A 23,739-nucleotide genomic window follows, 5' to 3' on the forward strand; every position below is an offset into this window, starting at 1 on the left:
CTTGTTCCAGTTGTAAGGGCCGTAGGGTAACAGCGCTGGCTAGGGGCGGCACGGCGGTGGCGTTGACGCGCCGACACAGGCCGGTACGGCGGCGCTGCGGCATCGGCGCTGGCCAGCGCAGCGAAACGACTTGGAGAGGTTGCCGATGAGCACGTTGTGGACTCCCGAAGGTGAGCATCGAGTTCCTCGCGAGAGCGCCAGCGAGTCGCCACTCTCCCATCCCGGCGAATCCGACGATGGCGGCAGCGACGTCGAGGGCGCATTCGACATCGATCCCGAGACCGGACTTCCCATCGACCCGCGTACCGGCGAGCCGTTCGACCCCGAAGAGCTGGCCGAGATGCAAGCGCAGCTGCGCGAGGCCCAAGAGCAGCTCGTATCGGTGCCGGCGACCGAGATCGTCCAGAACCACATGATGGGGCTGTTCGAGCTGGCGGCACTTCATCTGCGGCGCGAACCTCCCGACCTGGGCGAAGCGAGACTGCCGATCGACGCGCTGGGACTCCTGGTGGACAACTTGGCTGACCAGCTGCCCGCCGGCGAGACGCTGCGTGGGGCGCTGCAGCAGATTCGCCTGGCCTACGTGGAGATCCACAAGCAGCAGAGTGCGGCGGAGTAATCGCGGCCGCTGAGCCGCCCAAGCAGTTCAGTCCATGAAAATCAGCGGGGTCCTGCCGGGTGCCGCCGGTACCGTTGCCGCCCATGCTCAAGCTCGTGCTCCCCAAGGGCTCGCTCGAAGAGGCGACCCTGCAGTTGTTTTCCGATGCCGACCTGCCAGTTCGCAGGGGCTCGACGGTCGACTACCGCGCCTCGATCGACGATCCGCGTATCGACGGCGTGCGCATCCTGCGACCTCAGGAGATCCCGTCTTACGTGGCCGATGGCCTGTTCGACCTCGGTGTGGCCGGACGGGACTGGATTGAAGAGACCAGCAGTGACGTGGTCTCGCTCGGCGAGCTTCGTTACTCCAAAGCCACGTCGCGGCCGGTGCGCATCGTGGTCGCGGTGCCCGATGCCAGCGACTTCCGAGAGCTCGCTGATTTGCCAGACGGGGTGCGGGTGTCGAGCGAGTATCCCGAACTCACCCGCCGTTTCTTCGCCGATCGCGGTGTCAATGCCGACGTACGCCTGAGCTATGGCGCTACCGAGGCCAAGGCGCCCGAGATCGTGGACGCGGTGGTCGACGCCACCGAGACCGGCAGGGCCCTGCGGGCTGCGGGTCTGCGCATCATCGACGAGATACTCACCAGCTACGCGGAGATCTTCACGAATAGGGCGGCCTACGAAGATCCAGCGAAGCGGCGCGCAATGAGCCAGATCAAGACGCTTCTCGACGGAGTTCAGGATGCACGCGGCAAAGTGCTGGTGAAGCTGAATGTGGCCCGCGAGCACCTCGATGCGGTGGTTGACGTGCTGCCGTCGATGAAAGCGCCGACCGTGAACGAGCTGTGGGGCGGCGAGGCCTACGCCGTCGAGACGGTGGCGCCGAAGCAGACGATCAACGTGCTGATCCCCGAGCTGATCGAACGCGGCGCGACGGACATCGTCGAGATGCCAATCTCCAAAATCGTCCCCTGAGTGCCTTGCTGCATCACACTCGAGTGCGACCTTGGCCCCTGTGTGTATATTGAGCGTATGCCGCGGATGCAGGTGTACCTGTCCGACAATCTCTATGAGGTCGTCAAGTCGCAGGGGCTCTCAGCGTCGCGCCTGCTGCAAGATGCGGTGCGAGACCACTGCGTGCGTCAAGAGAAGATTGCCGAGGCCCACGCATACGCCCAAGAGATCTTTGCTGAACTCGGGCCGCCCACCGCTGAGGACATCGAATGGGCGGATACCCACGTGCATGAGATCCTCAAGTCGCTGCGAAGAAATGAGGCACGCCGCTCGCGGGAACCTCTGCGCGACGCGCCAACGAGCTGAGATCCTCGCTGGCTTCCATGGCTTCGCTGGTCTTGGATTCGGGTGGACTCAGCCGCCTGGCCGAACCTCGACGTCAGAGCGCGCAACTCGTCACATCACTCGCTCGCACTGCGCCGTGGCCGCCGCTCGTTCCCACCGTCGTACTGACCGAATCGCTCAGCGGGCGGCCGCACACCGACGCAGCAGTGAACCGGCTGCTCAAGTCATGCATCGTGGTCGAAGAGGTCCCCCAATCGCTGGCGCGCCGGGCCGGCGTGCTGCGATCGCTCGCCGGGCGCGGCTCAGCAGTCGACGCACTGGTGGTGGCCACAGCCGAGCCAGGCGGCATCGTCCTCACCGGCGACACCGGCGACCTCAGCGCCCTCGCCGCATACGCCGACGATGTAAGCATCCACGCCACCTGATGCGACTACAGGCTTGCGGCCAGCCCCGAACTCAGCCATCTCAATCCCAAAAGCGCGAAGAGCCAGAAATGTCGCCCCGCAAATCGAATTCGCCCAAGAAAATATATGCAAGCGAAACATATTGTGTCGTCTGAGCGCTGGTTTAGAGCGGCGCGGCGATCGAATTCCAATCGGAGCAATAACTCGATTGGTGCAACACAATACCGCTGAGATCAAACGTGACACTGTTTGCCGAGCACGACTGCTCCTGCGAGCTGATCGTGCCAGCCGCGCATGTGCCGATCTCATCACCTCAATCCGGGCGCGCTCGAACTCGCTCAGCCTCGCTGCCATACTGGACACCTCCACTGGTGGTTGCTGTGCAGGACAACCGGTCATCATGACCGATCACTCGCAACCACCGGTGGAGCCCGCCCTCTATCAAACAGTGAAGATGTGTGCGGGGAGCGGGCCGTCGGCGTCTGACTTGCTATCGAACTGGCCCTGCGTGTTGTGGGTGCCTTGGGTGGGACTCGTCGGCGTCGGCGGCTCGCTTCTTGGACTTGTCAGCTGCGGCCGGTCCGGGACGAGCGACGTGACCTCATAGGAACCTGTGCCCACAGATGCCTCATCGCTGTTATGTCCGTCCCGTCCCGGCACGCGAGCCGCTCCGAGATGAAGGACAACATGATGCCAGACTCACCACAGGCGGTGATCGGCGGGATCGGCTGCCACACCGACTTCCACGTCGCCGCAGCGCTCGACCCGTTGGGCCGGATGCTGGGCACCGAGTCGTTCCCCGCGACGGCCGCCGGCTATTGCTCGACTCGACGATGGCTCGCGTCGTTCGGGCCGATCGCCGCGGTCGGCGTGGAGTCCACCGGGTCCTACGGGGCGGCCCTGGCCCGGTCGCTGAGCGAGCAGGGCTGCGCGGTCATCGAGGTCAACCAGCCCCATCGCCATCTTCGCGCCCGCCGCGGCAAGAACGACGCCATCGACGCCGAGGCCGCTGCCCGCAAGGTGCTCTCGGGCGAAGCGACCGCAGCCGCGACCGACACCACCGGGGTCGTCGAGGCGATCCGTCAGCTCAGCGTCGCCCGCAACAGCGCCGTCAAGGCCCGCTCTGCTGCGCTGTGCCAGCTCGGCGACCTGCTCGTCACCGCCCCCGCCGAGCTGCGCGCCCAGCTCGACTGCCGCCGCACCCTCGGGGGCAAGGCTGCTGTGTGCGCACGGCTGCGACCCCACCCCGACCGGCTCGCCGACCCCGCCCAAGCAGCCAAGACAGCGCTGCGCAGCCTCGGGCGCCGCATCGCCCAGCTCGGCGCCGAAGCCGACGAGCTCGAAGACGAACTCGACCGGCTCGTCGCCGCAGCAGCGCCCACGACCCTGTCGCGTCTGGGATGCGGCACCCACCACACAGCGACACTGCTCGTCGCCGCCGGCCAGAACATCGACCGGCTCAGCTCCGAATCGTCGTTCGCTCACCTGTGCGGCGTCGCGCCGGTCCCTGCCTCGAGCGGGCGCACCAGCCGTCACCGGCTGAACTTCGCCGGCAACCGCGACGCCAACCGGGCACTGCACATGATCGTCGTCGTCCGGCTCCGCTACTGCGAACGAACCCGCAGCTACCTCAACCGCCGCGTGAGCGAAGGCAAAACCAAAAAAGAAGCCATCCGCTGCCTCAAACGCTTCGTCGCACGAGAGATCTACCGCACCCTTCGAGCCGACCTCGCCACCCTCAAAACACGCACTTGACATCTATAGGAACGTCCCGGGGCGATTCACCTACGCTCGCCGAGTTCCCATTCTTCGTGGACAACGCATGCCGAGAGCTTGATTTGCTTGACAGTCACCTTGGCATCCGACCTGTCCAGCGAAACGCGCGCGGCCCCAGACTCCCCTTCGAACGAACAGTCAAGCGTCGGGCCGTCTGCCTCAAACGCCGAAAGAGGCAACGACTGCAACGACGCGAAGATCGCGCTTGGTATCTCGACGAGCTGATAGCAGTACGGAATGGACTGCGGATCGTCACGAAACGCTCGGAGCATCACGATGGCATCGACCGTGGCGCAGTATTCCTCGAAGAGCTCCAACGTCCGGGTCCGGCGACTCCTAGCTGATCGGACGTCCTGGATCCACGCCGCTTCGGTGAGCTTGGAGATGTGAATCGTCGATTTCGACAGCCGTTGAGCGGCTGTCGATTTCAAGGAGAGCTTTCTTCTGCGACCATCAGGCGTCTGAACCGTGGTGTCGACGAAGCGCCGTGTCGCCGACGCGGGCGGATCGATGCTCCATCCAACTGCCTCGCAGGCATCCCGAAATGCGTTCTCGAAGCCAGTCTCCTTGAGCGCGTCCACGGCGAGCCCGTGGTGTGCGGAAATGAGGAGGCCGAAGTACTCGACCCAATCAGGTTCCGCCGTGATCCACGTTGGCTGAGAAGCAGACCCCTGGGCCTGTGGAGGGTCCAAGAGCGAAGCGACCATGCGTGCGACGAAGCGAACACCCATCGGGGAGAGATCGTCGATCTTGCGCCTCAGGGACTCGCTGTCGCTCATTGGGCCAGTCGTCGCTCGATGAGATCCACGAAGGCCGGGTTGAGCTCGATGCCGGCCCAGCTGCGATCAAGTGCTCGTGCCACCAGCAGCGTCGTGCCGGAACCCGCATAAGGGTCCAAGACCATGTCACCTGGTCTGCTGGTGATGGTGATGCACTGAGCTGCGAGCGTCAACGGCATGACAGCAGGGTGATCTTCTACCCCACAGTCGTCGCGCCGCCGTGGCTCGGTGTTGATGTCCCAAACCGTCCTCAGCCGACGGCCGTTCGGTCCGCGGACGGCATCGACGTCATAGAAGTAGTCCTTGTTCTTCGACAGCAAGAACAAGGACTCGTGCGCCTTGGTCGGACGGTCCCGGACCGATTCCGGATGGGCATTCGGCTTGTGCCAGATCACCTCCGAGCGCAGCCACCAACCAGCATCTTGAAGCGCGAACGCCAAGCGCCACGGCACTCCGATGAGATCCTTCGGCTTGAGACCCTCGGGCGTCGCCGGCCGAACCCGCATCGCACGCGCCCGATTCTTGCGGTCAGGGGCTCGATAGCGCCGGTTACCCGAGGTGTAGCTGTCACCTACGTTGAGCCAGACGGTGCCGTCGTCGGCCAGCACCCGCCGGATCTTGTCGAACGTCACGACGATGCTCTTGACGTAATCAGCGAGAGCGTCATCACGACCGATCTGGTCGTCGACCTCGTAGTCCCGCAGCGACCAGTACGGCGGCGATGTCACAACGGTCTGGACGCTTCGATCAGGCAGCAGGTCCAAGCCTTCTTCGGCCCGCCCGACGATGAGCACCGGCTCGCCGGACCCGTGGAGCGGATCGGCGCGTGGAAGATCAACACGCAGGTGTTCACGCTGTGGCCCGGCGGCTCGGCCCCCCATCACCGCCGACCGTAACCGTTCGACGGTGCCCCGAGGCGAACCCTCAAGAAGGCCCTGAAACAATCGTTCAGTCATGATCGACAGGCTACGCAGGCGGTGTGACGGGAATCGAGATCGCTGCGCAGCCTCGCCCGCCATACCGACCAACAAGCTCGTGATGGACCACGTCGCTGGCAACGGTGGTCCACCTCGTGGCCGATGTGCAGGCTGCCGCCGCGCTGTTCTGATTCATCCTGGAACGTCCCCGGGGTGAATCACCTCAAATTGTGACGCACCGAGCAGCTCGTGTGCCAGCACGATACGTACGGGGCTCGCCTTCGGTCAGGTGGTCGACGGCTCCCCGCCTTGCGAACGCCCCGTGGATCGAGACCGCCACACGTCGGCGTGGGCGCGTTGCGCGGTGAGCAGCTCTGAGGCGAGTGCGAACTGAGCTCTCACTGCGCGGGCAGCTCCACTCGGAACTCCACGGCGCACTGCGCGGGGTCGGGGGTCTTCTGACACGTTTTGATCAGCCGCTCCTCCAACGGCCGCGGGGCGCTTGGGTGACCTGGCCGACGAGCATCCTCACCCACAAGTCGTACTTCTGCTCTGCTGTAATTAGCTTCTTCGGTTTCCGGTCCGGCGAACTCATCAGCCGCGGCCTCCTGAACTGAGACCGCCAACCCTGCCCGATGCTGCTTGAAAAAACTCAGGATCTGTCGCGCGAAGTCAGACGCAACACAGCCCCAACGTCGCCAAGAATCCCTCCGAGTCCAGCAGACCGCCCACCATCACATCCACATCAAGAAACGAACCCTGACCGTCAGCCGAACCGCGCACCCCTGCATTGTCCCGCGCGCCCCCACACCGAACGCGGAAATCCACCGACTTTCCGACCACGCTCCTAGGCGATCAGCTCCGCGTCGGACAGCTTCGGGGCGATCCCGATCCGGGGCCGCCGCGGCGCCCAGCCAGGATTGTCGGCCAACAGGTCGTCGATGCACACATACAGTGCAGTCGCGAGGGTGTCCAAGTCCGGGTTCATGCCCAGGTCCTCCAGGATCGAGGTGCTGATACACACCCCGAGCCTGGACACCCTCACCCCAACAACAGCGGGCCCTCCACCCCTCGCAACCGATCGTCTAGCGCGCGAGCGAATCGGCTCGGCGATGCCGGCCGTCACCCTTGGGGCGCATCACGCTGTGGGTGCGCAGCGCCGACCCAGATGATGTATGCGCCGTGCAGCACGCCATAGAGCGGGTAGCTGCGGGGGCCGATCTCGATGAACTCGTCGTCGAAAAGCACGTCAGTGCTGTAGCCCTCGCCGGGCTTGCCGATCTCGTGGCCGTCGGCGGCCAAGCCGTCGTGGACCGGGTGGATGTCGAACAGCACCGTCGCGCAGCAGACGAGTTGAGGCGCGGAATGGTTCATCGCCAGCGGATGAGGCAGCGAGGTGATCTCCTCGTGGCCCCGGAACCTATATGTCGCCTCGTCCCACTCCGTCAGCTTGACGGCGGGCGCAGGGCCCACGTCGATGACGCGGCCTGCGGGGTCGACCACCGCGCCGTAGCCGCGCAGGTCCCCGACGGCGATGTCCTCTTCGATGCTGCGCAGGCTCAGATGCGACTTAGGAGCACCCAGCGGCGCATCGAGTTCCACAGCCCCGACCGACACCGAGCCCACCGGCACATCCCCAGCCACATGCCCATAACGGCTGCGCACCGAATCGCGCATCGGCCGAGCCGTCAGTTCGCTGACCAGCACCCGCGACGGTGTCCCGGCGAGATTTCCCCACGCCCGCGACGGATCGAAGTGCCACGACATGTCCGCGTCGACAGAGATCCGGATCCGGTCGGGGTCTGCGGGGCCGTCCCAGCCCGCGATCTCGAACGGCGCCAACTCCCCGGGCTGGACCGACAACGGCCACCCGAAACAGTCCCCGCCCGCGCACACCTCGACCCCGTACGCCCACAGACGCCGCGACCAGTTCCGCACCAGCCCCCGCAGCACCCCGCCCGACACCGCCACTGACCCCTCTACCACCGTCACCTCGTCCACCGGCGCATCCGTAGGCGCGAACACGATCCCGAACGGCCCCCACGACCCGAAGTTGCGCCCCACGCTCTCATAGAACCCGTACGGGCTTGCCGACGGCACTGTCCCGTTGCGCTCGGCTTGCGTCTTTTCTTGGTAGTGCGCGTCGCGACGCTCACCGAGCCACGCCTCCGCCTGGTCTCCCCGCTCGAAGTAACGCTGCTCGGAATAGGGCCCGCCGGCGACGCCGATCCAATGGCTGTCCACAATCGCCATGAACCGTCCCTCCATACAGCCGCGGTGCAACAGCCGCGCCGTGTCATAGCCATAGCGGTTCACCACGGACGAGAAGTCGGAGCCCTCGCGGTAGCTGACCTCGGTGACCCCGCACATGTCATACACCCGGAAGAACCCCGGCCTGGCCGACGGCTGGGTCAGCAGCGGCCCCGGAGTATCGCCCGGCCCCAACGAGCGCTGCAATCCCGTCGTCGGCGGCCCCGCCCCGATCCACAGATCCGCCACACCGAAAGGCCCCACCGCATCAGCAGTACGCGACGGCGCCGCCCGCGAACGCGCAGCAGCCTGCCCGACCGCCATGTCCCCTGCCAGCACAGACAGGCTGCTGGCTGCGCCGGCCGTGCTGCTTGGCGAACCGGCCGTCGAGGGGACCGGCACTGGCTCGGATGCCTCGGGCTGCGAGGGCAACGCGGTACTGCAAGCCGCGGCCAGCAGCGCCAGGCCCAGCGCCGCGCCGCGCCGGCCCCGCATCACGGCACGACTCCGGGCCACGGGCTGTAACCCAGCGAGCGCGCGAACGCGGGACTGTCGACGCTCACCCACCGGCACTGCCGCTCAGTGCCCACAGCGAGCATCCAGTCTGCGTCGTCGCAGAACTCGACCTCCAGCACGGAATCGTCCGCTGTCTTTTTCGGGGTGCCCAGCCGGTCAGACTTCCCGCTGGACCAGCCGCCTGCGCCCGCTTCGCGCACGTCGACGCCGATGGGCACCGTCTTGGTCCATGTCTTGAACACCCGGTCGGTGCCGTGACTCGGCTGTTTGAGCGCTGTCATGACCGGACCGGGGAACACCGCGAACCGCCGCTTCGAGTCATAGGTGAACGCCATGAACGGCGCCGCAAGCGGGCTCCGCCGCGTGTCATAGCCCCACTTGTCGAGCAGGTCTATCCTTCCCTCGGGATGCTCAGTGTCAAACAAGAAGCACCCGAACCGATCCTCGGCTGCGCCGTGCCAGCGGCATTCATGCGCGCTCACGCCGCCGTCGGTGCTGTACTCGCCGGTGTTCTCGGCGATCGTCACACGCAGATCGTTGCTGTCGCTCCCATGCACGACATAGATCGCCTGGTAGGTCTTGTAGCACCTGTCGGGCGTGTTGTCCCTCTGGCACGCAAACCATGTGTTGTCCAAGTAGGACTTCAGCGACGTCAGTCCGTCTTTGCAGTACTTGCGCGCCAGTCCGGTCGCGACAGCCTCGCCACCCGAGTCGTGGTCCGATATCTCGCTGTCGTATGTTCCGTTGAGACCCAGGCCAGAGTCGACTCGCTGGCCGTGATTGAGACGGGGCCAGTAGCCGCGATCGTCGATCTGCCACCAGCCCACCCCGGGATGGAAAAAGGCGCGGCGCGGCTCGTCCCATACGCCGGTGCCGGATTTCTTGGTCTCGATGTAATTCGCCCCGTCATTGACGTAGTTGTACAGGTTCTTCTTGCGAACTTTGGCCGTGGGCACATAAATGTCCGAGCGGCCGGGGAACATAGGCGCCGGCGCCGCAGCGCCCGAACGAAGCTCGTGATACCCGATGGAAAGCATGAACGCGGCGAGCTGGTTGGCGGTGATCCCGCAAGTCGAGCACTTCGCGCGTGCTGCGGTCGCAGCGGCCCCGGCGGACGCGAGCACTCCGTTGAGAGTGCCGGGCGTCACATGATGGGCGCTCCCTCTCGGAGTGCCCTGTCGGATGCTGTTGGCGATGCACAGCACGCCGTTGTTGACGCTCGGTGTGTTGCCAGGCGGGCATTCGGCGGTGAGGGTGACGGGTCCGAGGGGCCGTTCGGGGGTGATGGGGTGGCGCACGCGCACGGTGATGTCCTCGTGGGTGTGGACCAGACGCGGGGTGATGGTGACGGTCGCGGTGCCGTTGCGGGTGGTGACGGTGGGTTTCAGTTCTTCTGCTGCGGCTGTTTTGACGGCGATCTGGGCGTCGGGGGGCCAGTAGCGGAACGTGATCGTCTTGGGGGTTCTGACGGTGGCGGTGTAGCTGTCGGCGAGTCCTGACACGACCGCTTCGACGGTGATGTCGTAGCTGCCGGCGGTTTGGGGTTGTTTGGTGGTGGCTTCGATGGTGTAGCTGCCGGGCTGCAGGAACACGTCGGCGAGGCGGGCGTCGGTATGGCGGCGGCTGCGGTTGTCGTTGCGTGCAATCACGGTGCCTTTGTTGTTGTCGTCTTTGAGCAGCACTGCGTAGGTGTCGAGCGGCTCGGTGTTGGCGGGGCTGTTGTCGATGCTGACGGTGACCCAGCCGGGCGTGTTGAGAGCGAAGGTGTGCCGTTTGGCCCAGTGGGCGCGTCGGGCGGCGTAGAACACGGTCGCGGCGCGCGGCAGCCGCGCTTCGGCGACGCAGCCGTCATCGGCGATGGCGCCGCTGCGTGCGACGGTGCCGGTGGCGAGCGTGCCCAGATGCTCTGAGCAGGGCCGCGCCGCGGTGAGGCGACCTGGCGGACGCCGTCGGTGTGGCCGGCGGCTTTGCAGGTGACGGTCACATTCAGCGATCCCGGCACCGCGATCGATGCTGTCAGCGTGCGGGCGCCGCCAACCCCGGCGGTGACGGTGGCGGTTGCCGGGTCGGCGGTGCAGGCCGTCATTCTTCGAGCACCTGTCGAGCGGGGTACCCTGCGCCGATCCAGAAGATGAAGCCCCCTTCGATGTCCTCACGCCGCCAGTCGCCGTCTTCTGATTCAACCCGCAGTTGCAGAGGCCAGTTGCTGGGGGGCAGCCGCCAGTTCTTCCATTCCAGGTCGGGCCATTGCGCGTGCACATCGAAGTGCAGATGGACACGCGGCAGGTCGATGTCCCTATGGGGCAGGCTCGGCACTGCCTCCCAGCGCGGTTCCGACGTGCCTTGTGGCCATTCGAAGTCGTCTCCGTAATCGGGCCAGAACAGCCGTCCTTCCGGCGTTGCGGCGAGGTTGGCCGGGTCGCGGGGGTCTCCGTCGTCGGGCCAGAACAGCCGTCCCACCGGTGCCGCGGCGACATCGACAACGCGGCCGTCGCGGTCAAACAGCGCCCCATAGCCGCGCAGGTCCCTGACCGCCAAGCTCCCGATTTCGTCGAGGAGACTCGGATGCGATGCAGCAGGCGGTCGCAAGGCGGCGCCTTCCCACACCAGCACTCCTGCCGACACCGCGTCTGGTGCGACATCGGCAGTCACCTGCGGGTAGCGGTCGCGCACCGAACCAGCCAATAGTCGCCGCGCAGGCTCACCCGCCAGCAAAGTCTTCAACGATCCAAATGACGAGAAGGCCCGGGACGGATCCGGGTGCCACGACATGTCAGCGTCGATGCTGATCTCGATCCGTTCATCGTCTCGGGCGTCCTCCCACCCATGGATCTCAAACGGCGCTATCTCTCCGGGCTGCACCGACAGCGGCCACACGAATTCGTGTCCTGCTGCGGACACGGTTAACTCGTAGGCCCACAGACGCCGCGACAAGTTCCGCGCCAGCCCGCGCACCACGCCGTCTCGCACAGCGACGCTCTGGCCCAAGACCCGAACCTCGTCGATCGGGCCGTCACTGGGCGCGAACCAGATTTCGTCCAGCCGCTCGGGGCTGCGGTCGCTGCTCGTGACGCCCATGGCGGCCGGGACGGTCTGGCTTCGTGACGACTCGGGCAGCTTCAACGACAGCGGTCCGGGCCGGTCGCCCGGCTCGAGCGCACGCTGCAGACCGACTGGCGCCGTCCGCGCGCCGAGCCACATGTCGGGCTCGCTGAACGGCCCGCCCGCCTCCGCAGTGCGGCGCGGCCCGGGCCGCCAACCGCGGGCGTCTTGAAGCCGCGGGCTCGGTTCCGATGTTCCACCGGCTGTGTCGTCGGCCACAGCAGACGAAGCTGGTGGCAAGACATCGCTCGCCGTCGGGGTCCTCGAACTCGTGCTGCACCCCATCATGAGCACCGCCAGCCACGCCGCCGTCACCGGCCGCCAACCCCTGCAGGTGAGTGCCCCAGCCGCTATCACGGACGGCCCATCAGCGATGCGAACTGGGCGTCGCTGACGCTTACCCATCCGCACGAGCCCCCGTCTGCGACCACCCAGTCAGGTTCGCGACAGAGGCGCACTTCCAAAACCGCCCCGTTGTACGAGCCGGTCGACCACGTCTTCGCCAGTTTTCGAGCGTTCCCAGTCTTGGGCACCGCCTTGTAGCGCGTCGTGTCGACAGCGTCTTCGGTGCTGTCCAGGATACTGTCGGGGAACACCGCGAACCGCTTCTCGTCGTGGGTAAACGACACAAACGGCAGTGCGTAGGGGCTCGAGCCCAGCCCGCCGGTGTCGGGCGGCCTCGCCGCCGTCGCGGGAATCGCACTGTCGGTCCAGCCCTGCGGATGCTGGGTGTCGTAGACGAAGCACACGATCGGCGTTGCGGTGCGCGCATCGCTCCAACGACACTCGTTGCTGCTTACACCCCCGGCGGCACTGTAGCGGCCCGCATCGTGCGCAGTCGTCACGTACAGATCGTCGGTGCCGTCGAGATAGATGTTGTTGTAAACCTCGATGCACTTGAGCGGCGAGCACGCATGCCACTGCTTCATGAACACGCCGACTGCGACGACCCCACCGGGGTCGTCGCAGAACCGCTCCGCGAGATGACTCGCCACCACCTCCCCGCCTGAGTCATCGTTCGCCGAGTCGTTGAGCCCGGCACCGGTATTGGCCCGCTGGCCGTGATTCAGCATCACCCAGCCGTCGTCAGGGTCGCCAGCGTCGTCAAGCTGCCACAGCCCCACCCCCGGATGGAAGAAAGCCCGTGGAGGGCCCTGCTCACGTCGGTCGTCGGAGTACAGGTGCATCTGCCGATTCGTCTCATACCCAGCCCAACGTGCATGGAACTGCTCGACAGTCTCAGCGAACGTGCCATCAGAGTTCTTCAGCCGTCCATTCCTGCCGACATCTCTGCGCGAAAGCGCCATCGGCGAGCGCGACGGATCGGGCCGCACCGCGTACTCCGCCTGAACCTCCCGGTATCCGATGGAGAGCATGAACGCGGCCAGCTTGTTGGGGGTGAGCCCGCACTGGAACCGGTCAGACCGGGCTGCGATAGCAGCCCGGGCGGATTCGAGGACGCCGTTGAGCGTGCCGGGAGTGACGTGATACAAGCCAACGGCGTTGCTGTTCTTGTCCTTCGGCGCGGGGTCGCTGGTGCCTGTCTTGACGCAGAGCACTTCGTTGTGGGCGCTGGTGGTGAGTGTGGGTCCGTTGGGCACCGGCGGTGCTGTGGGGCATCTGGCGGTCAGCTTGAAGCTGATCAGCCGGCCTGCGGCGCTGGCGCTGCTGACGCGCACGGTGAGCTCGTGGTCGTGGACCAGACGCGGCGTGAGCGCGATGGCGGCGGTGCCGTAGCCGTCGCCTGCGGCCGATCTGGCGGTGACGGTGAGCCCGAACTCTTCAGCTGCGGCTGTTTTGACGGCGATCTGGGCGTCGGGGGGCCATCGGAATCGACGAAACCACGAACTCATAGATCGCAGCCCTGCGATAACAGGTTTCTCGTACGGCTGCCCACGCAGCGCCAGTCAGTGTGGCGTCACACATAGCCCTAATATCCGTGCCAAATTGCACATCTGCTTCGCTCTTCGTGTCATCATTCCAGCTTTGAATAGCGGGATCTACTTGGTACTGAATTCGAGGCAAGTTACGCCAGTTGAAGTCATGACGCCAGCAGGCGTGGTAGACGCGTACCACTCTGTATGCAACCAGCCCAGTGTGATAATCGGCAGAGTGTTCGCGCTCCGGATCCACAATACCAAATCGGCGGTTGTCTGGAGAACTCGAGCATTGGTCTGATGCCAAAGTGAGATATGGATAGTCGCCGTGGTTCTTGGCGCGCGCTTCGACGAATGCAGCGAGAGTCAGCTGGTCAGACACGTCACCTAGGTTTCCGAAGCGTTGAACGTCTTCGTACTGCCGTTGACCTGTGGGAAACGTCGATTTCACCCGCATCGTCCATGATGGATGCAAGACTTCTCTCGACGGTGCGATCTCGAGCACATATGTGCCTGCTGCGAGGGTAACGGCGAGTGTCGGAGCGCTGTTCAGCGTTGTGGGGGCTGTGCCCGCGAACGACAGATGGCCACGACCGGTCGAGCGCCAGAGCGTGATCGTCGGGCGGCCGCCTGATTGCGCCAGCGAGGAAACGTGCCCGTTCGCGTCTGCAACGCCTAGGGTCACCGGCAGCCGTATCGGGATGCTGAATTGGTAGTACAGAGCATTGCCGCTGTGAGTCAACGAAGTGCACGTCCCTGGAGCGTCGGCGGCGTAGGAGCCATAGCGACGCAGCGACTCCTTGCGGCCCCAGATGCGCCACCCATGCAGTGGCGTCGCGGTGCAGCCGGTAGCCGCCCACAGTTTGCGCCGTGGCGGTGGTGGCAGCCACAGCGCTTGCAGCGGCTACTCAATCCTGCTCCTGTCGCGCGCTGCTCCGATCCAGATCGCCCACTTCAGACCGCCACCTGCGAGTTCGTTGGCATCCACACCCAATTCGGCGATGATCTCGGGATCGTCGCGCGGATTCGGCACATGGAACACGACGTGAAGTCTCGGATCGACAGCACCTCGCCAGTCGAGATCAATACGCGAGATCGGCCACTTGTCGACGACCGCGCTGGTAGTCCCATGGTGCGCCGTTTTCAAGGGTGCCACGATGTCTAGTTGCCGCAATTCATAGACAACCGGTTCAGAAGGTTCTGTGCTGTCAGGAACGTATGAATAGGCAAATAGTGCGAGATACGCACGCAAATCGTCGATGCGTACTTGAGTAACCAAGCTCTCGAGGATATCGCCTGATCGCCACCCGGCAAGCGCACCAGGATCGGCGGTCCACGGGTGTGAATCAGGCTCGGCGAATTGTGCGTAGGCTAGGTATAGTTCATGGGAGCCTTCCTGCGGTAGGGCCTCGTGGATGTGCTGCGGATAGTCGTAAGGCACGTCGTATGCATTACCCCACCAGGGCCGCCCGAAGAAGAATTCGAATGCACGCGAGAGATCCGCCTCAGGCACCATCCGCGCGGCCACTTCGATTCCGATGCGGTGCGTGTCCACCGGGCCGTCCCAAGCCCCGATCTCAAATGGTGCAATCTCGCCAGGCTGGACTGAAAGCGGCCATTCAAATATGCGTCCGTGCGCCGTCACTGTCACCTCATATGCCCATAGCACACGCGACCAGTTACGGACCATGCCGCGCAGCACGCCATCGACCACGGTGAGCGAGTCCTCCAGCAGCCGTACGTCATCAACCGGTGTATCCGCGTCAGCGAAGCGGATCAGCGCATCGGTTGACACGCCGTCGTGTATCCCAAGAGGAGGCGTTTCTACCGTATTCGCGTACCGCTTACTGTACCGCGCAATCCGTTCCTCCTGTTCCGCGAGAGCATCTTCGCGGGTCGCAAATCGGATGGTTCCGCCCCAGTCATTTGCCCGCAACGCCCAGCGCGGCTGATCAACCCCGGTTCCGCTTCCATCGCAGCCCATCGTCCCACGCTCCGAAATCAATTCTGGATACGTGTTTCTGGGAAACAATGAACCTTCTCGATATGTTTCTCCGGTGAAGGCCTCATAGGCCTCGGCGTCGTCGCACAAATCGAACACGCCGGACAGAAGATCAATGTGCTCAAGCGGCTCACCGAGAAACGGGCCACTGAGGTCCCTTCCTCCCAGCGGCAACCGCAACCGTCGAATGGCGTCCGACATGAAATAGTCAGCGACCTCGAACGGAACCATGTCCACAACAGTCTGCGGCGACACTCGCCCCGACCGCATTGCCCGAGGCGCCGTTTTGTACTCAATTGGCCCAACGGCCGCGGCGGAGTCCGAAGCAGCCGGTGACGCCATCACTGCAGTCGCGTGCGAAGCAACAACCGGAACAGACGGATCGGGTACCGCTCCCTCTCCGCCAGTGCAGCCGACAGCGAGCGTACACATAACTGTCGCAAAGCCGAGCATTCTCTGAGGACGCAGCAGAGAGAGACGGTGACACGCGCGCTCAATGCCCGGCATCACGCAGCTTCTTCGCGAAAGTGTGCGGGCCACTGTTGAGAATAGTGCTGACCCAATCGCAAACGCTTCCCGCTTCGACGGCGACCACTCGGCAGATCTCCACCTGCAACGCGGCACCTGCGTAGCGGTCAGCGTGCCACGTCGCGTTTCCTGCCATTCGAACATTCTTGTTCACGGGAACCGATTTGATCAGCGTCGTCTGGGAATTGAGGAACGACTCAGGGAACACCGCGAACCTGTTTCTGTCATCGACGAACGACATGAATGGCGCTGCCAACGGACTCTGATCGGTTGTGGCCGCGGCAGGGTCCTCGTCCAGCATCCAGCCTTCCTCGTTCTCGGTGTCGTAGAACCAGCATGGGAACGATCTGCTGCTCGTGCCCCAGCGACACTTCAGCTTTGAGAGGCCTCCGCTGGTGCTGAAGTCAGACCGGTAGTCCAGCGTGCCGCCCGGGTACTTGGTGCTATATGAGGTGACGTGCAAATCGTCGGTGGCCTTCACCCACAACTTTAGGTACGACCATTCATAGCAGCGGTGTTCACGCGGTACCTTATCCTTGTCGACACATGCCAGCCACGGTGGATCCAAGAATTTCTTAAGTTCTTCCTCGATGTCGCCTTCAGGCCTTTTGCAGAGCAGACTAGCCAAGTAATCGGCAACGTGCCGCCCGCCGATATGGATTTCCGCTCGCTCGGCGTGACTGAGCGCAAGCACCGCGGCGGTCCATGTGTCGTCCAGTTGCCACAAGCCGACGCCAGGGTTCCAGAAAGCCCGCGCAGGGGGACGCGCATTGTTGTTCGAGTACAAGACGCTGCTGCGGTCCCAGCGCGATAGCGCCATCGGAGATCGCGCCGGGTAGCGCAGGTACGTGTTGTTCTCGATGTTGGGCACCTCGAACAATGGAACCGCGAGCATGATCGCGGCGAGCCGATTGGCTGTGGGAGTACAGTCTCGGGTGATGCCCGGCGAAGGGTTCATGTAGGCGTCGCGTGCGTCTTTAGCGACTCTCGTCACTCCCCATAGCGTCCCCAAGGTGACCGGATACTTATAGCCTCGGTCAATCTCAGTGACACGATCTTCGGGATAGTTCGTGGGAGGCGTCTGCGCGGCGGTGCGCACGCACAGATGACCATTTCGGGTGCTGGTCGAGAGGCCGTCATCGCACGCCGCCTTGACGTTGAACTCCACCTGGGCCGGTTCCGCTGTTGACGACGGTCTCGTCAGCGTCATCACGACCCGATGCGTGCCCGCCATGTCTGCTGTCACCGCCAAGTAGTTGTGACCTCCAGTGCGCCCTGTCGACCACTCCAGCGTCGGCGGCGTGATCGACCGCACGCTTGCCACGCGGTCGCCCGCTTCGAACCCGATTGTGAGCGTCTCGTCGACGGTCACGTCATACTGCCGCTTGAGTCCGGTTACGGTGACGTCGACCCGCAGCGTGTAGTTGCCGGCGGTTTGGGGTTGCTTGGTGGTGGCTTCGATGGTGTAGCTGCCGGGCTGCAGGAACAGGTCGGTGAGGCGGGCGTCGGTTCGGCGTCTGCTGCGGTTGTCGTTGCGTGCGATGACGGTGCCTTTGGCGCCGTCGTCTTTGAGCAGCACTGCGTAGGTGTCGAGCGGCTCGGTGTTGGCGGGAGCGTTGTCGATGCTGACGGTGACCCAGCCGGACGTGTTGAGGGTGAAGGTGTGCCGTTTGGCCCAGTGGGCGCGTCGGGCGGCGTAGAACACGGTGGCGGTGCGCGGCAGCCGCGCCTTGGCGACGCAGCCGTCGTCGGCGATGGCGCCGCTGCGTGCGACGGTGCCTGTGGCGAGCGTGCCCAGATGCTCTGAGCAGGGCCGTGCCGCGGTGAGGGCGACCCGCCGGACGCCGTCGGCGTGGCCGGCGGCTTTGCAGGTGACGGTCACATCGAGCGTGCCGGGCACGGCGACGCGGGCGCTGAGCGTGCGGGCGCTGGCGGCGCCGGCGGTGACGGTGGCGGTTGTGGGGTCGGCTGTGCATGCGGCGTCGGCGGGGGTGACGGTGAAGCCGCGGGCGACGGTGAGGGTGCCGGTGCCGTTGTCGGCGGTGTCGGCGAGGCCGTCGATGCGCACGGCGTCGGCGCAGGTGACGGCGAGCCGTGCTGTTTTCTTGGCGGTGGTGCCTGGCAGGGCGGCGGCGGCGGTGGCGGTCCCGTTCGCGGTGCATTCGAGCTGGGCCGTCGCGGTGCGCTGCCATCCGGCGACGGTGTTGTCGGGCGCGAACAGCGGCACCGCGCCGCGCTGGGCGGGCGATGCGAGGCTGATGCCGCCTGTGGCGGTCCAGGCGGTGTGGAGGGTGGGTCCGGTGGCTGCGGTGTCGGCGGCGACGGTGACGGTGTTTCCGCGCCCGATGGTGCACCGGTACGCGGCGTCGACTCGTCGGGGCGCCCTTGTTGCGGTGCATTCGCCGCCGCCTGCGGTGATGCGTGCAGCGATGGAGGTGAGCGCCCCGGCGTGGGTGAGCACGACATCGGCCTGGGCGGGGCCGCGGCGCGCCGCGGTGCACGTCACGGTGACCCTCAGCGATCCGGGCCCGTCGAGCGCGGCGGACACGGTGCGCCGCCGGCCGCTGCCCGCGGCCACAGAAGCCGCCGGCGGCGAGGCGGTGCATTCGGCTGCGGCGGGTGTGACGGTGAACGGCTCTGAGACTGTCACCGCGCCGGTGCCCGCATCAGCGGCATCGGCGAGGCCGCTGATGCGCACCGGAGAGACGTACACGGCGCTCACCGACATCCGGTAGCTGCCTGTTGCTTGCGCTTGGGCGGTGGTGGCCTCGATCGTGTAGTCGCCCGCGGCGAGGCGCACGCCGCGCAGGCGGGGATCGCTGCTGGGACCCGAGTTGTCGTCGCGGCGCAGCACCGCTGCCGCCGCGGCGTCGTGGCCCCGGTACAGCACCACATAGGCGTCGAGGCCTGCTTCGCCTGAGACGTCGACGGTGACCCTCGCCGCAGCGTCGAGGGTGAACGTGTGACGACGCGCAAAGAACACGCCGCTCAGGCCGCGGCCCGCCGAGACGCACCCGGGGTCGTTGGCGACAGTGCCTTCGCGCACGGTGACGCCGTGGATCACGCTGCCCAAGGGATCATCGCAGTCCGAGGCCACCCCCGACAGCTCGACGTCCTGGCTGCTGTCGGCGTAGCCGTCCGCGGTGCAGGCAACGGTGACTGTGACCGTGGCACCGACGGTCACCTCTGCTGTGAGTCGCCGGTGCTGGGGCCGGGCGGGGTCGGGCACGGCGACGGTGCCGACCGGGGCGGCGGCGCACTCGGCGTCGGCGGGGGTGACGGTGAACTCCTCCGCGACCGTCACGGCGGCGCCTGTCTTGGCGTAGCCGGCGGCGTCGTCGAGGCCGTCGATCCGCACGGGGGCCTGGCAGTCGATATGGACGGCGGTGGTGTGGGTGCCGGTGGCCGGGCGGACGCCGGCGGTGACCGTCGCGGTGGCGGTGCCGTCTGCGGTGCAGCCGAGCGTGGCCGTGGCGGTGAGGTGCCAGTCGCCGGTGGCAGCGTTGTCGGGGCCGATGACCGGTACCGGGGCTGCCGCCGGTGCGGGGGCGGCGGCGACGGCGCTATCGGTGTCCCATGCGGCGGCGATCGTGGCGTGGTCGGCGACCGCGGTCAGGGTCGCAACCAGTGCTGCTCCTTGGGCGAGCACGCACCGGTAAGCGACGTCCGCGTCGGCGTCTTCGCTTTTGTCGGATGCGGTTGCGGTGCAGGCGTCTTGGGGAGCGAATGCTGCGGTGACGGCGGCGATTTGGGGTCGCGGCGCCCATGAGAACAGTGCTTGGGCGACGCCGGGGCTGTGTCCGGGGGCGGTGCAGGTGACCGTGACGGTGGCGGCGGCGCCGGGCGACAGGCGTACCACCACGGTTCCGGTGCCGCCGCGGCTGCTGATCTGCGGGGCGGCCGCGCCGCGGCCGTTCGCGGTGCCGGTGCAGCGTGCTGAGGCGGGCTCGACGGTGAACACGTCGACGGCGTAGGCGACGCCGCCGGTGGTGGTGGCCCTGGAGGGGACGCTGTCGTCGAGGCCGCTGATGCGCACCTGCTGTGCGACCGCGGCGAGCGTCACAGCCGCCTTTGTGGCGGTGCGGCCCGGCGCGTCGCAGGTCACCGTGACAGTGTGGCTGAACGGCGCCGCCGCGGTGACGGTGACGGTGCGCTGGTGCGCAGCGGAGCCGACGGTCACTTTCGGGGCGACTCTGGGCGTGTCGGCTGTGGCGGTGCAAACAGCGGCGGCGGGCTCCACGGCGAACGCGGCGGCCACCGCGACGGTGCCGGCGCCGGCCTTGGTGGTGTCGGCGAGGCCGCTAATCGCCACCGGCGCCTCGACAGCGGTGAACGCGGCGGTGAGGGTGAACGCGCCGGCGGTGTTGGCTGCGGCGGTGGTGACCTCGACGGTGTAGGTCGTGCCGGCCGCCAAGGCGACATCTGCGACCTTCGCGTCGGTGCCTGTGCCCGAGTCGTCGTCGGATGCGATCTCGGCGACGTCGGTGCCCGACCCTGTCAGCACGTAGACGAACGTGTCCGCTGCCGACGACGACGCCGTGAACGTGGCGGTGGACGCTGCGGCGACCCGCAGCGAGAACCGGCGCGCCCAGTGCGGGGACTGCGCGTCGCCGCGGCGCAGCGACGTGCAGCCGGCCCCCAGCGTGGCGCTGCGCGAGATGCTGCCTGCTGCGAGGGTGCCCAGGTCGCTGTTGCAGCCCGCGCCGGTGGGCACCGCGGTGGGCTCGCCGAGGGTGGTGCGGGTGCAGCGTCCGCCGGCGGCGGGGTCGTAGCCGTCGCGGCATGACGCCTGCGGGGGATCGCCGACCAGCCTGGTCAGCGGCGCCGTCGGGTCCGAATAGGTCGTCTTGTGACACTTGCCGGCCGTGTCGTTCCACGCGAAGCCCGCGTCGCAGGAACGCACCGCGTCCGCGGTGCGGCTCGTGACCGGCGCGCTGGAGGTGCGGTCCCACCGTGTCAACGCCGTGTCGGACTCGCAGCGGGCGCCGTCGTCGGAATACCCCGCAGGGCACGACTTCGCAGCCGGCACATAGCGGAACTTGGCCGGGGCGCTGGCGGTGCGGACCCACCGCTTGGAGGCACGGTCCGCGGTGCAGCCGGCGCCGTCGGGCGAGAAGCCCGACGGGCACGTCTGGGCCGCCGGCTCGGTGAGGGTGCGGGTGCGGTTCTCCCACCAGCACTGCTGACCCGCGATTGATTCACCACCCGCCGCAGCCCTCTCCAAACAGCGATCCTCGCCGCCACCGCGACCCACACCCGCCACTGGGACAAAGCCTGCATCGGCTGATGTGTTGCGTCTGACTTCGCGCGACAGGTCCTGAGTTTTTTCAAGCAGCATCGGGCAGGGTTGGCGGTGGCGAGTGGGGTGCAGGTGCGTGTGTCGGTCGTGACGTGTCTGGGTGGGCAGTCGGCGTCGATGACCGTGGTCTTGGTGCTGGTGTGCCCGCTGGCGGTGTAGGCGACGGTGACGGTGTATTCGCCTGCGCGGGCGGGGCTGGCGGTGAGGGTCGCCAGTCCGTCGTCGCTGACGATTGACGCGTCGAGCCCGTCGGGTGCGACCGATTGCACGGTGACCTTGGCGGTTGCGGGCTGGTGGGCCCAGGTGCGGGCGATCTGCTGCCCGACTGTGGCGCGGGGGCGCACAGGCTGGTCGGGGGCGCGCAGCGAAGTCGCCTCCGATGCGCAGCCGGTACGCGCCGACTGCTGCGTTGGAGGCGGTGGTGGCCTCGATCGTGTAGCGGCCTGCCGCGAGCAGCACATCGGCGGCTCGGGCGTCGCCGTCGCCGCCTGAGTCGTCGTCGCGGCTGCGCTCGACGCCGCCCGAGCCGTGCCCGTACAGCAACAGCAGATAGGTGTCGAGCTTTTCGGGGCCCGTCCCGGCGCCCTCCAAGTCGATGGTGACCCAGCCCGCGGTGGCCATGGTGAACGTGTAGCGGTCCGCGTGGAACGTCCCGAGCTCGGCGTCCGCTTGTCCGAGACACAGCTCGCCGTGCTCAGCGTCCCACTGCGAGCGATGCTGCCATGCCACAGCACCCCCAGCTCGGTGCTGCACGCCGCTTCGTCGTCAGCCCGGAACTGTGCGGTGGCGGTGCTTGTCGCGTGATGGTCGGCTTCGCATTCGACTTCGATGTCGAGCGTGCCGGTGCCGGTGGCGGTCACCGCGACGGTGCGGACGGTGCCTGTCCCGCCGGGCACAGGCGTTCCCGAGATGCCGCCGGCGTTGCGGGCGGTGCAGTCCGCGGCGGCGGGTGCGACGTTGTAGGTGCCGGTGATGGGGCCGGGCCCGTTGCGTGTGCCGGGCGTGTAGTTCGTGATCTGCACCGGCGGCAAGCAGGTTACGGCGATCTTGGCGGTGTGAAGACCACAACTGTCCCGGCGCGCTTGTCACGGCTGCTTCGACCTTCAAGTTGACGGATAGACGCCAGCGACCACAGGCAAGATATCGCCCAGGCTAGCCATGTACTGACAAAGAAAATCGGCCACACAACTCTTACCAGGAGCAGCGGCGCCCAGACGACAGCGATGAACACGAGCGGTTCGGTGTAAGCGCGACCTAGCGCGCACCTCCAACCTGGAACGGTGCCGTTGGCGACTCGTATCACCCGTATCGCCTGAAGCCGCTTGCCCATTGTGCTCCCGTATAGCCCAACCCCGACAGCGTCAGACACAAACATCAAACAGGTCCACAGCACCGGATAGATCATAAAGGTCCACAAACCCCATGATTCCGGGTCATCTCGCGCCAAGACCATGCCAGATGCAGACGCCAACACTAGTGTCAACATGCCCGTAATTGCTAGATCGATCGCACGGGCCGCTACTCGTCTCTGCGTGAGCGAGACCCTGCTGGTGCCGTCCCAGCCCTCGAGATTCCAGCTACTGCTCACGGCTACTCGACTCTGAGCCATCCCGGGCGGTGCTCTGAGTTGACAGCTAACCACGCTCTTGCCAATTCCGCTAGATACTCTGGATAGCGCGCCCGAAACTCAGCGATGTTTTGCTCAGCTAGTTCTCCGACCCCAAACTCTCGTTCAAGGATCGCCAATTGAACTTGGGCTGGGGGCATCGCCAATGTCCAGTACAATGCCCACACATATGTGCCATTGCCTTCTTGAGTTTCAGCTGGCAAGTATCGATGTAGCCAATCGAGCGCTATGTGCGCATCGTATTCAGCCTCTCCGACAGTTGAATCGATTGTCGACTCACCGATCGAGAGCCAGGACGGCCATCCTTCCTCGGAACTTACGATTTCCGAAACAAATTCCTCGACGTTGAGCACAACAGTCGATACCGATTCTGATTGAGAGGAACCAAGGACCACCGTCGGATCATATCGCAACTCGGCTATCACCTCATCATTCACTAACACATCGGTCAGCCGGTCGCCCGACTCAGCGGAAGTGCATGCGATGCCGCTCAACACTAGCGCTGCACCGCCCAGCAGATTAACGGTCCTCCACCCAGCCGAACGATACCGTTCAGTGACCGGGCCGAGAACTTCGTTGGTGGTCTGTGACAGTCTTGTTCGTGGCGTATAATCCAGATGCTGATCTGTGGATGTGGATTGTCGCCAGCTCTGCGCAATTTGCCGAAGTGCCCGTAACCGCGCTGCTGTCACGGAACGCTCTTGCGTTGCATATTCGATCAATCTAATGGCCTCCAATTGGATAATGTAATCCATTCACA

General features: G+C 65.8%; 17 protein-coding genes and 1 pseudogene. 6 read left to right on the forward strand and 12 right to left on the reverse strand.

Annotated elements, in window-relative coordinates; translation table 11 throughout:
* Positions 1-145 precede the first annotated feature (145 nt).
* From ACOGJB_RS04035 to ACOGJB_RS04055, 5 genes are all read left to right on the forward strand, one after another.
* Positions 146-619, forward strand: coding sequence for a hypothetical protein (locus ACOGJB_RS04035; protein ID WP_419839532.1), 474 nt, complete (start codon positions 146-148; stop codon positions 617-619).
* A gap of 83 nt (positions 620-702) precedes the next feature.
* Entirely contained in the window at positions 703-1,578 is an 876-nt protein-coding gene (gene hisG / locus ACOGJB_RS04040; protein ID WP_419839533.1) for an ATP phosphoribosyltransferase, read from the forward strand.
* Positions 1,579-1,635: 57 nt separating this feature from the next.
* A complete protein-coding gene (locus ACOGJB_RS04045) occupies positions 1,636-1,923 on the forward strand; it encodes a hypothetical protein (RefSeq protein ID WP_419839534.1) in 288 nt (95 codons plus the stop codon).
* A 17-nt stretch (positions 1,924-1,940) separates the two neighbouring features.
* Positions 1,941-2,327: a hypothetical protein gene (locus ACOGJB_RS04050; protein ID WP_419839535.1), complete on the forward strand. Its 387-nt coding sequence runs from the start codon at positions 1,941-1,943 to the stop codon at positions 2,325-2,327.
* A 666-nt stretch (positions 2,328-2,993) separates the two neighbouring features.
* Positions 2,994-4,061 carry an IS110 family transposase gene (locus ACOGJB_RS04055; protein ID WP_419839536.1) on the forward strand — a complete coding sequence of 356 codons (1,068 nt, stop codon included), beginning with the start codon at positions 2,994-2,996 and terminating at the stop codon, positions 4,059-4,061.
* Positions 4,062-4,087: 26 nt separating this feature from the next.
* Here the strand turns inward: ACOGJB_RS04055 and ACOGJB_RS04060 are convergent, their stop codons facing one another.
* The 10 genes and pseudogenes from ACOGJB_RS04060 to ACOGJB_RS04105 all read right to left on the reverse strand — a co-directional run bounded on the left by ACOGJB_RS04060 (position 4,088) and on the right by ACOGJB_RS04105 (position 22,081).
* Positions 4,088-4,861, reverse strand: coding sequence for a hypothetical protein (locus ACOGJB_RS04060; protein ID WP_419839537.1), 774 nt, complete (start codon positions 4,859-4,861; stop codon positions 4,088-4,090).
* Positions 4,858-5,742: a DNA-methyltransferase gene (locus tag ACOGJB_RS04065; RefSeq protein WP_419840677.1), complete on the reverse strand. Its 885-nt coding sequence runs from the start codon at positions 5,740-5,742 to the stop codon at positions 4,858-4,860. The genes ACOGJB_RS04060 and ACOGJB_RS04065 overlap by 4 nt, the downstream gene beginning before the upstream one ends.
* Before the next feature lie 889 nt (positions 5,743-6,631).
* Positions 6,632-6,766 (reverse strand): annotated as a pseudogene (locus ACOGJB_RS04070) (IS982 family transposase); the annotation flags it as partial.
* 134 nt (positions 6,767-6,900) lie between these two features.
* Complete coding sequence (locus ACOGJB_RS04075; RefSeq protein WP_419839538.1) at positions 6,901-8,544, reverse strand: hypothetical protein; 1,644 nt, start codon at positions 8,542-8,544, stop codon at positions 6,901-6,903.
* Positions 8,523-10,352, reverse strand: coding sequence for a hypothetical protein (locus tag ACOGJB_RS04080; protein ID WP_419839539.1), 1,830 nt, complete (start codon positions 10,350-10,352; stop codon positions 8,523-8,525). Before ACOGJB_RS04080 ends, ACOGJB_RS04075 begins: the two co-directional genes overlap by 22 nt.
* A 274-nt stretch (positions 10,353-10,626) precedes the next feature.
* Positions 10,627-11,865, reverse strand: coding sequence for a hypothetical protein (locus tag ACOGJB_RS04085; RefSeq protein ID WP_419839540.1), 1,239 nt, complete (start codon positions 11,863-11,865; stop codon positions 10,627-10,629).
* A gap of 134 nt (positions 11,866-11,999) precedes the next feature.
* On the reverse strand, positions 12,000-13,499 hold the full coding sequence (locus ACOGJB_RS04090; protein WP_419839541.1) for a hypothetical protein: 1,500 nt from the start codon (positions 13,497-13,499) through the stop codon (positions 12,000-12,002).
* Positions 13,429-14,265: a phospholipase A2 gene (locus ACOGJB_RS04095; protein ID WP_419839542.1), complete on the reverse strand. Its 837-nt coding sequence runs from the start codon at positions 14,263-14,265 to the stop codon at positions 13,429-13,431. Before ACOGJB_RS04095 ends, ACOGJB_RS04090 begins: the two co-directional genes overlap by 71 nt.
* 162 nt (positions 14,266-14,427) lie before the next feature.
* Positions 14,428-15,756: a hypothetical protein gene (locus tag ACOGJB_RS04100; protein WP_419839543.1), complete on the reverse strand. Its 1,329-nt coding sequence runs from the start codon at positions 15,754-15,756 to the stop codon at positions 14,428-14,430.
* Positions 15,757-16,018: 262 nt separating this feature from the next.
* On the reverse strand, positions 16,019-22,081 hold the full coding sequence (locus tag ACOGJB_RS04105) for a hypothetical protein (RefSeq protein WP_419839544.1): 6,063 nt from the start codon (positions 22,079-22,081) through the stop codon (positions 16,019-16,021).
* Positions 22,082-22,180: 99 nt separating this feature from the next.
* On the opposite strand from ACOGJB_RS04105, the gene ACOGJB_RS04110 reads away from it, so the two are divergent.
* On the forward strand, positions 22,181-22,315 hold the full coding sequence (locus ACOGJB_RS04110; RefSeq protein ID WP_419839545.1) for a hypothetical protein: 135 nt from the start codon (positions 22,181-22,183) through the stop codon (positions 22,313-22,315).
* A gap of 73 nt (positions 22,316-22,388) precedes the next feature.
* Here the strand turns inward: ACOGJB_RS04110 and ACOGJB_RS04115 are convergent, their stop codons facing one another.
* Positions 22,389-22,961, reverse strand: a complete 573-nt coding sequence (locus tag ACOGJB_RS04115) for an RDD family protein (RefSeq protein ID WP_419839546.1) — start codon at positions 22,959-22,961, stop codon at positions 22,389-22,391.
* Positions 22,943-23,734: a hypothetical protein gene (locus ACOGJB_RS04120; RefSeq protein WP_419839547.1), complete on the reverse strand. Its 792-nt coding sequence runs from the start codon at positions 23,732-23,734 to the stop codon at positions 22,943-22,945. Before ACOGJB_RS04120 ends, ACOGJB_RS04115 begins: the two co-directional genes overlap by 19 nt.
* Positions 23,735-23,739 lie beyond the last annotated feature (5 nt).

The sequence above is a fragment of the Candidatus Poriferisodalis sp. genome (genome assembly GCF_965208895.1).
GTDB lineage: Bacteria > Actinomycetota > Acidimicrobiia > Acidimicrobiales > Poriferisodalaceae > Poriferisodalis.

Coding starts and splice junctions, on each gene's coding strand:
- ACOGJB_RS04035 (WP_419839532.1), top strand. CDS start 146: ATGAGCACGTTGTGGACTCCCGAAGGTGAGCATCGAGTTCCTCGCGAG.
- hisG (WP_419839533.1), top strand. CDS start 703: ATGCTCAAGCTCGTGCTCCCCAAGGGCTCGCTCGAAGAGGCGACCCTG.
- ACOGJB_RS04045 (WP_419839534.1), top strand. CDS start 1,636: ATGCCGCGGATGCAGGTGTACCTGTCCGACAATCTCTATGAGGTCGTC.
- ACOGJB_RS04050 (WP_419839535.1), top strand. CDS start 1,941: ATGGCTTCGCTGGTCTTGGATTCGGGTGGACTCAGCCGCCTGGCCGAA.
- ACOGJB_RS04055 (WP_419839536.1), top strand. CDS start 2,994: ATGATGCCAGACTCACCACAGGCGGTGATCGGCGGGATCGGCTGCCAC.
- ACOGJB_RS04060 (WP_419839537.1), bottom strand. CDS start 4,861: ATGAGCGACAGCGAGTCCCTGAGGCGCAAGATCGACGATCTCTCCCCG.
- ACOGJB_RS04065 (WP_419840677.1), bottom strand. CDS start 5,742: ATGGGGGGCCGAGCCGCCGGGCCACAGCGTGAACACCTGCGTGTTGAT.
- ACOGJB_RS04090 (WP_419839541.1), bottom strand. CDS start 13,499: ATGAGTTCGTGGTTTCGTCGATTCCGATGGCCCCCCGACGCCCAGATC.
- ACOGJB_RS04100 (WP_419839543.1), bottom strand. CDS start 15,756: ATGGTTCCGTTCGAGGTCGCTGACTATTTCATGTCGGACGCCATTCGA.
- ACOGJB_RS04110 (WP_419839545.1), top strand. CDS start 22,181: ATGTCGAGCGTGCCGGTGCCGGTGGCGGTCACCGCGACGGTGCGGACG.
- ACOGJB_RS04115 (WP_419839546.1), bottom strand. CDS start 22,961: ATGGCTCAGAGTCGAGTAGCCGTGAGCAGTAGCTGGAATCTCGAGGGC.
- ACOGJB_RS04120 (WP_419839547.1), bottom strand. CDS start 23,734: ATGGATTACATTATCCAATTGGAGGCCATTAGATTGATCGAATATGCA.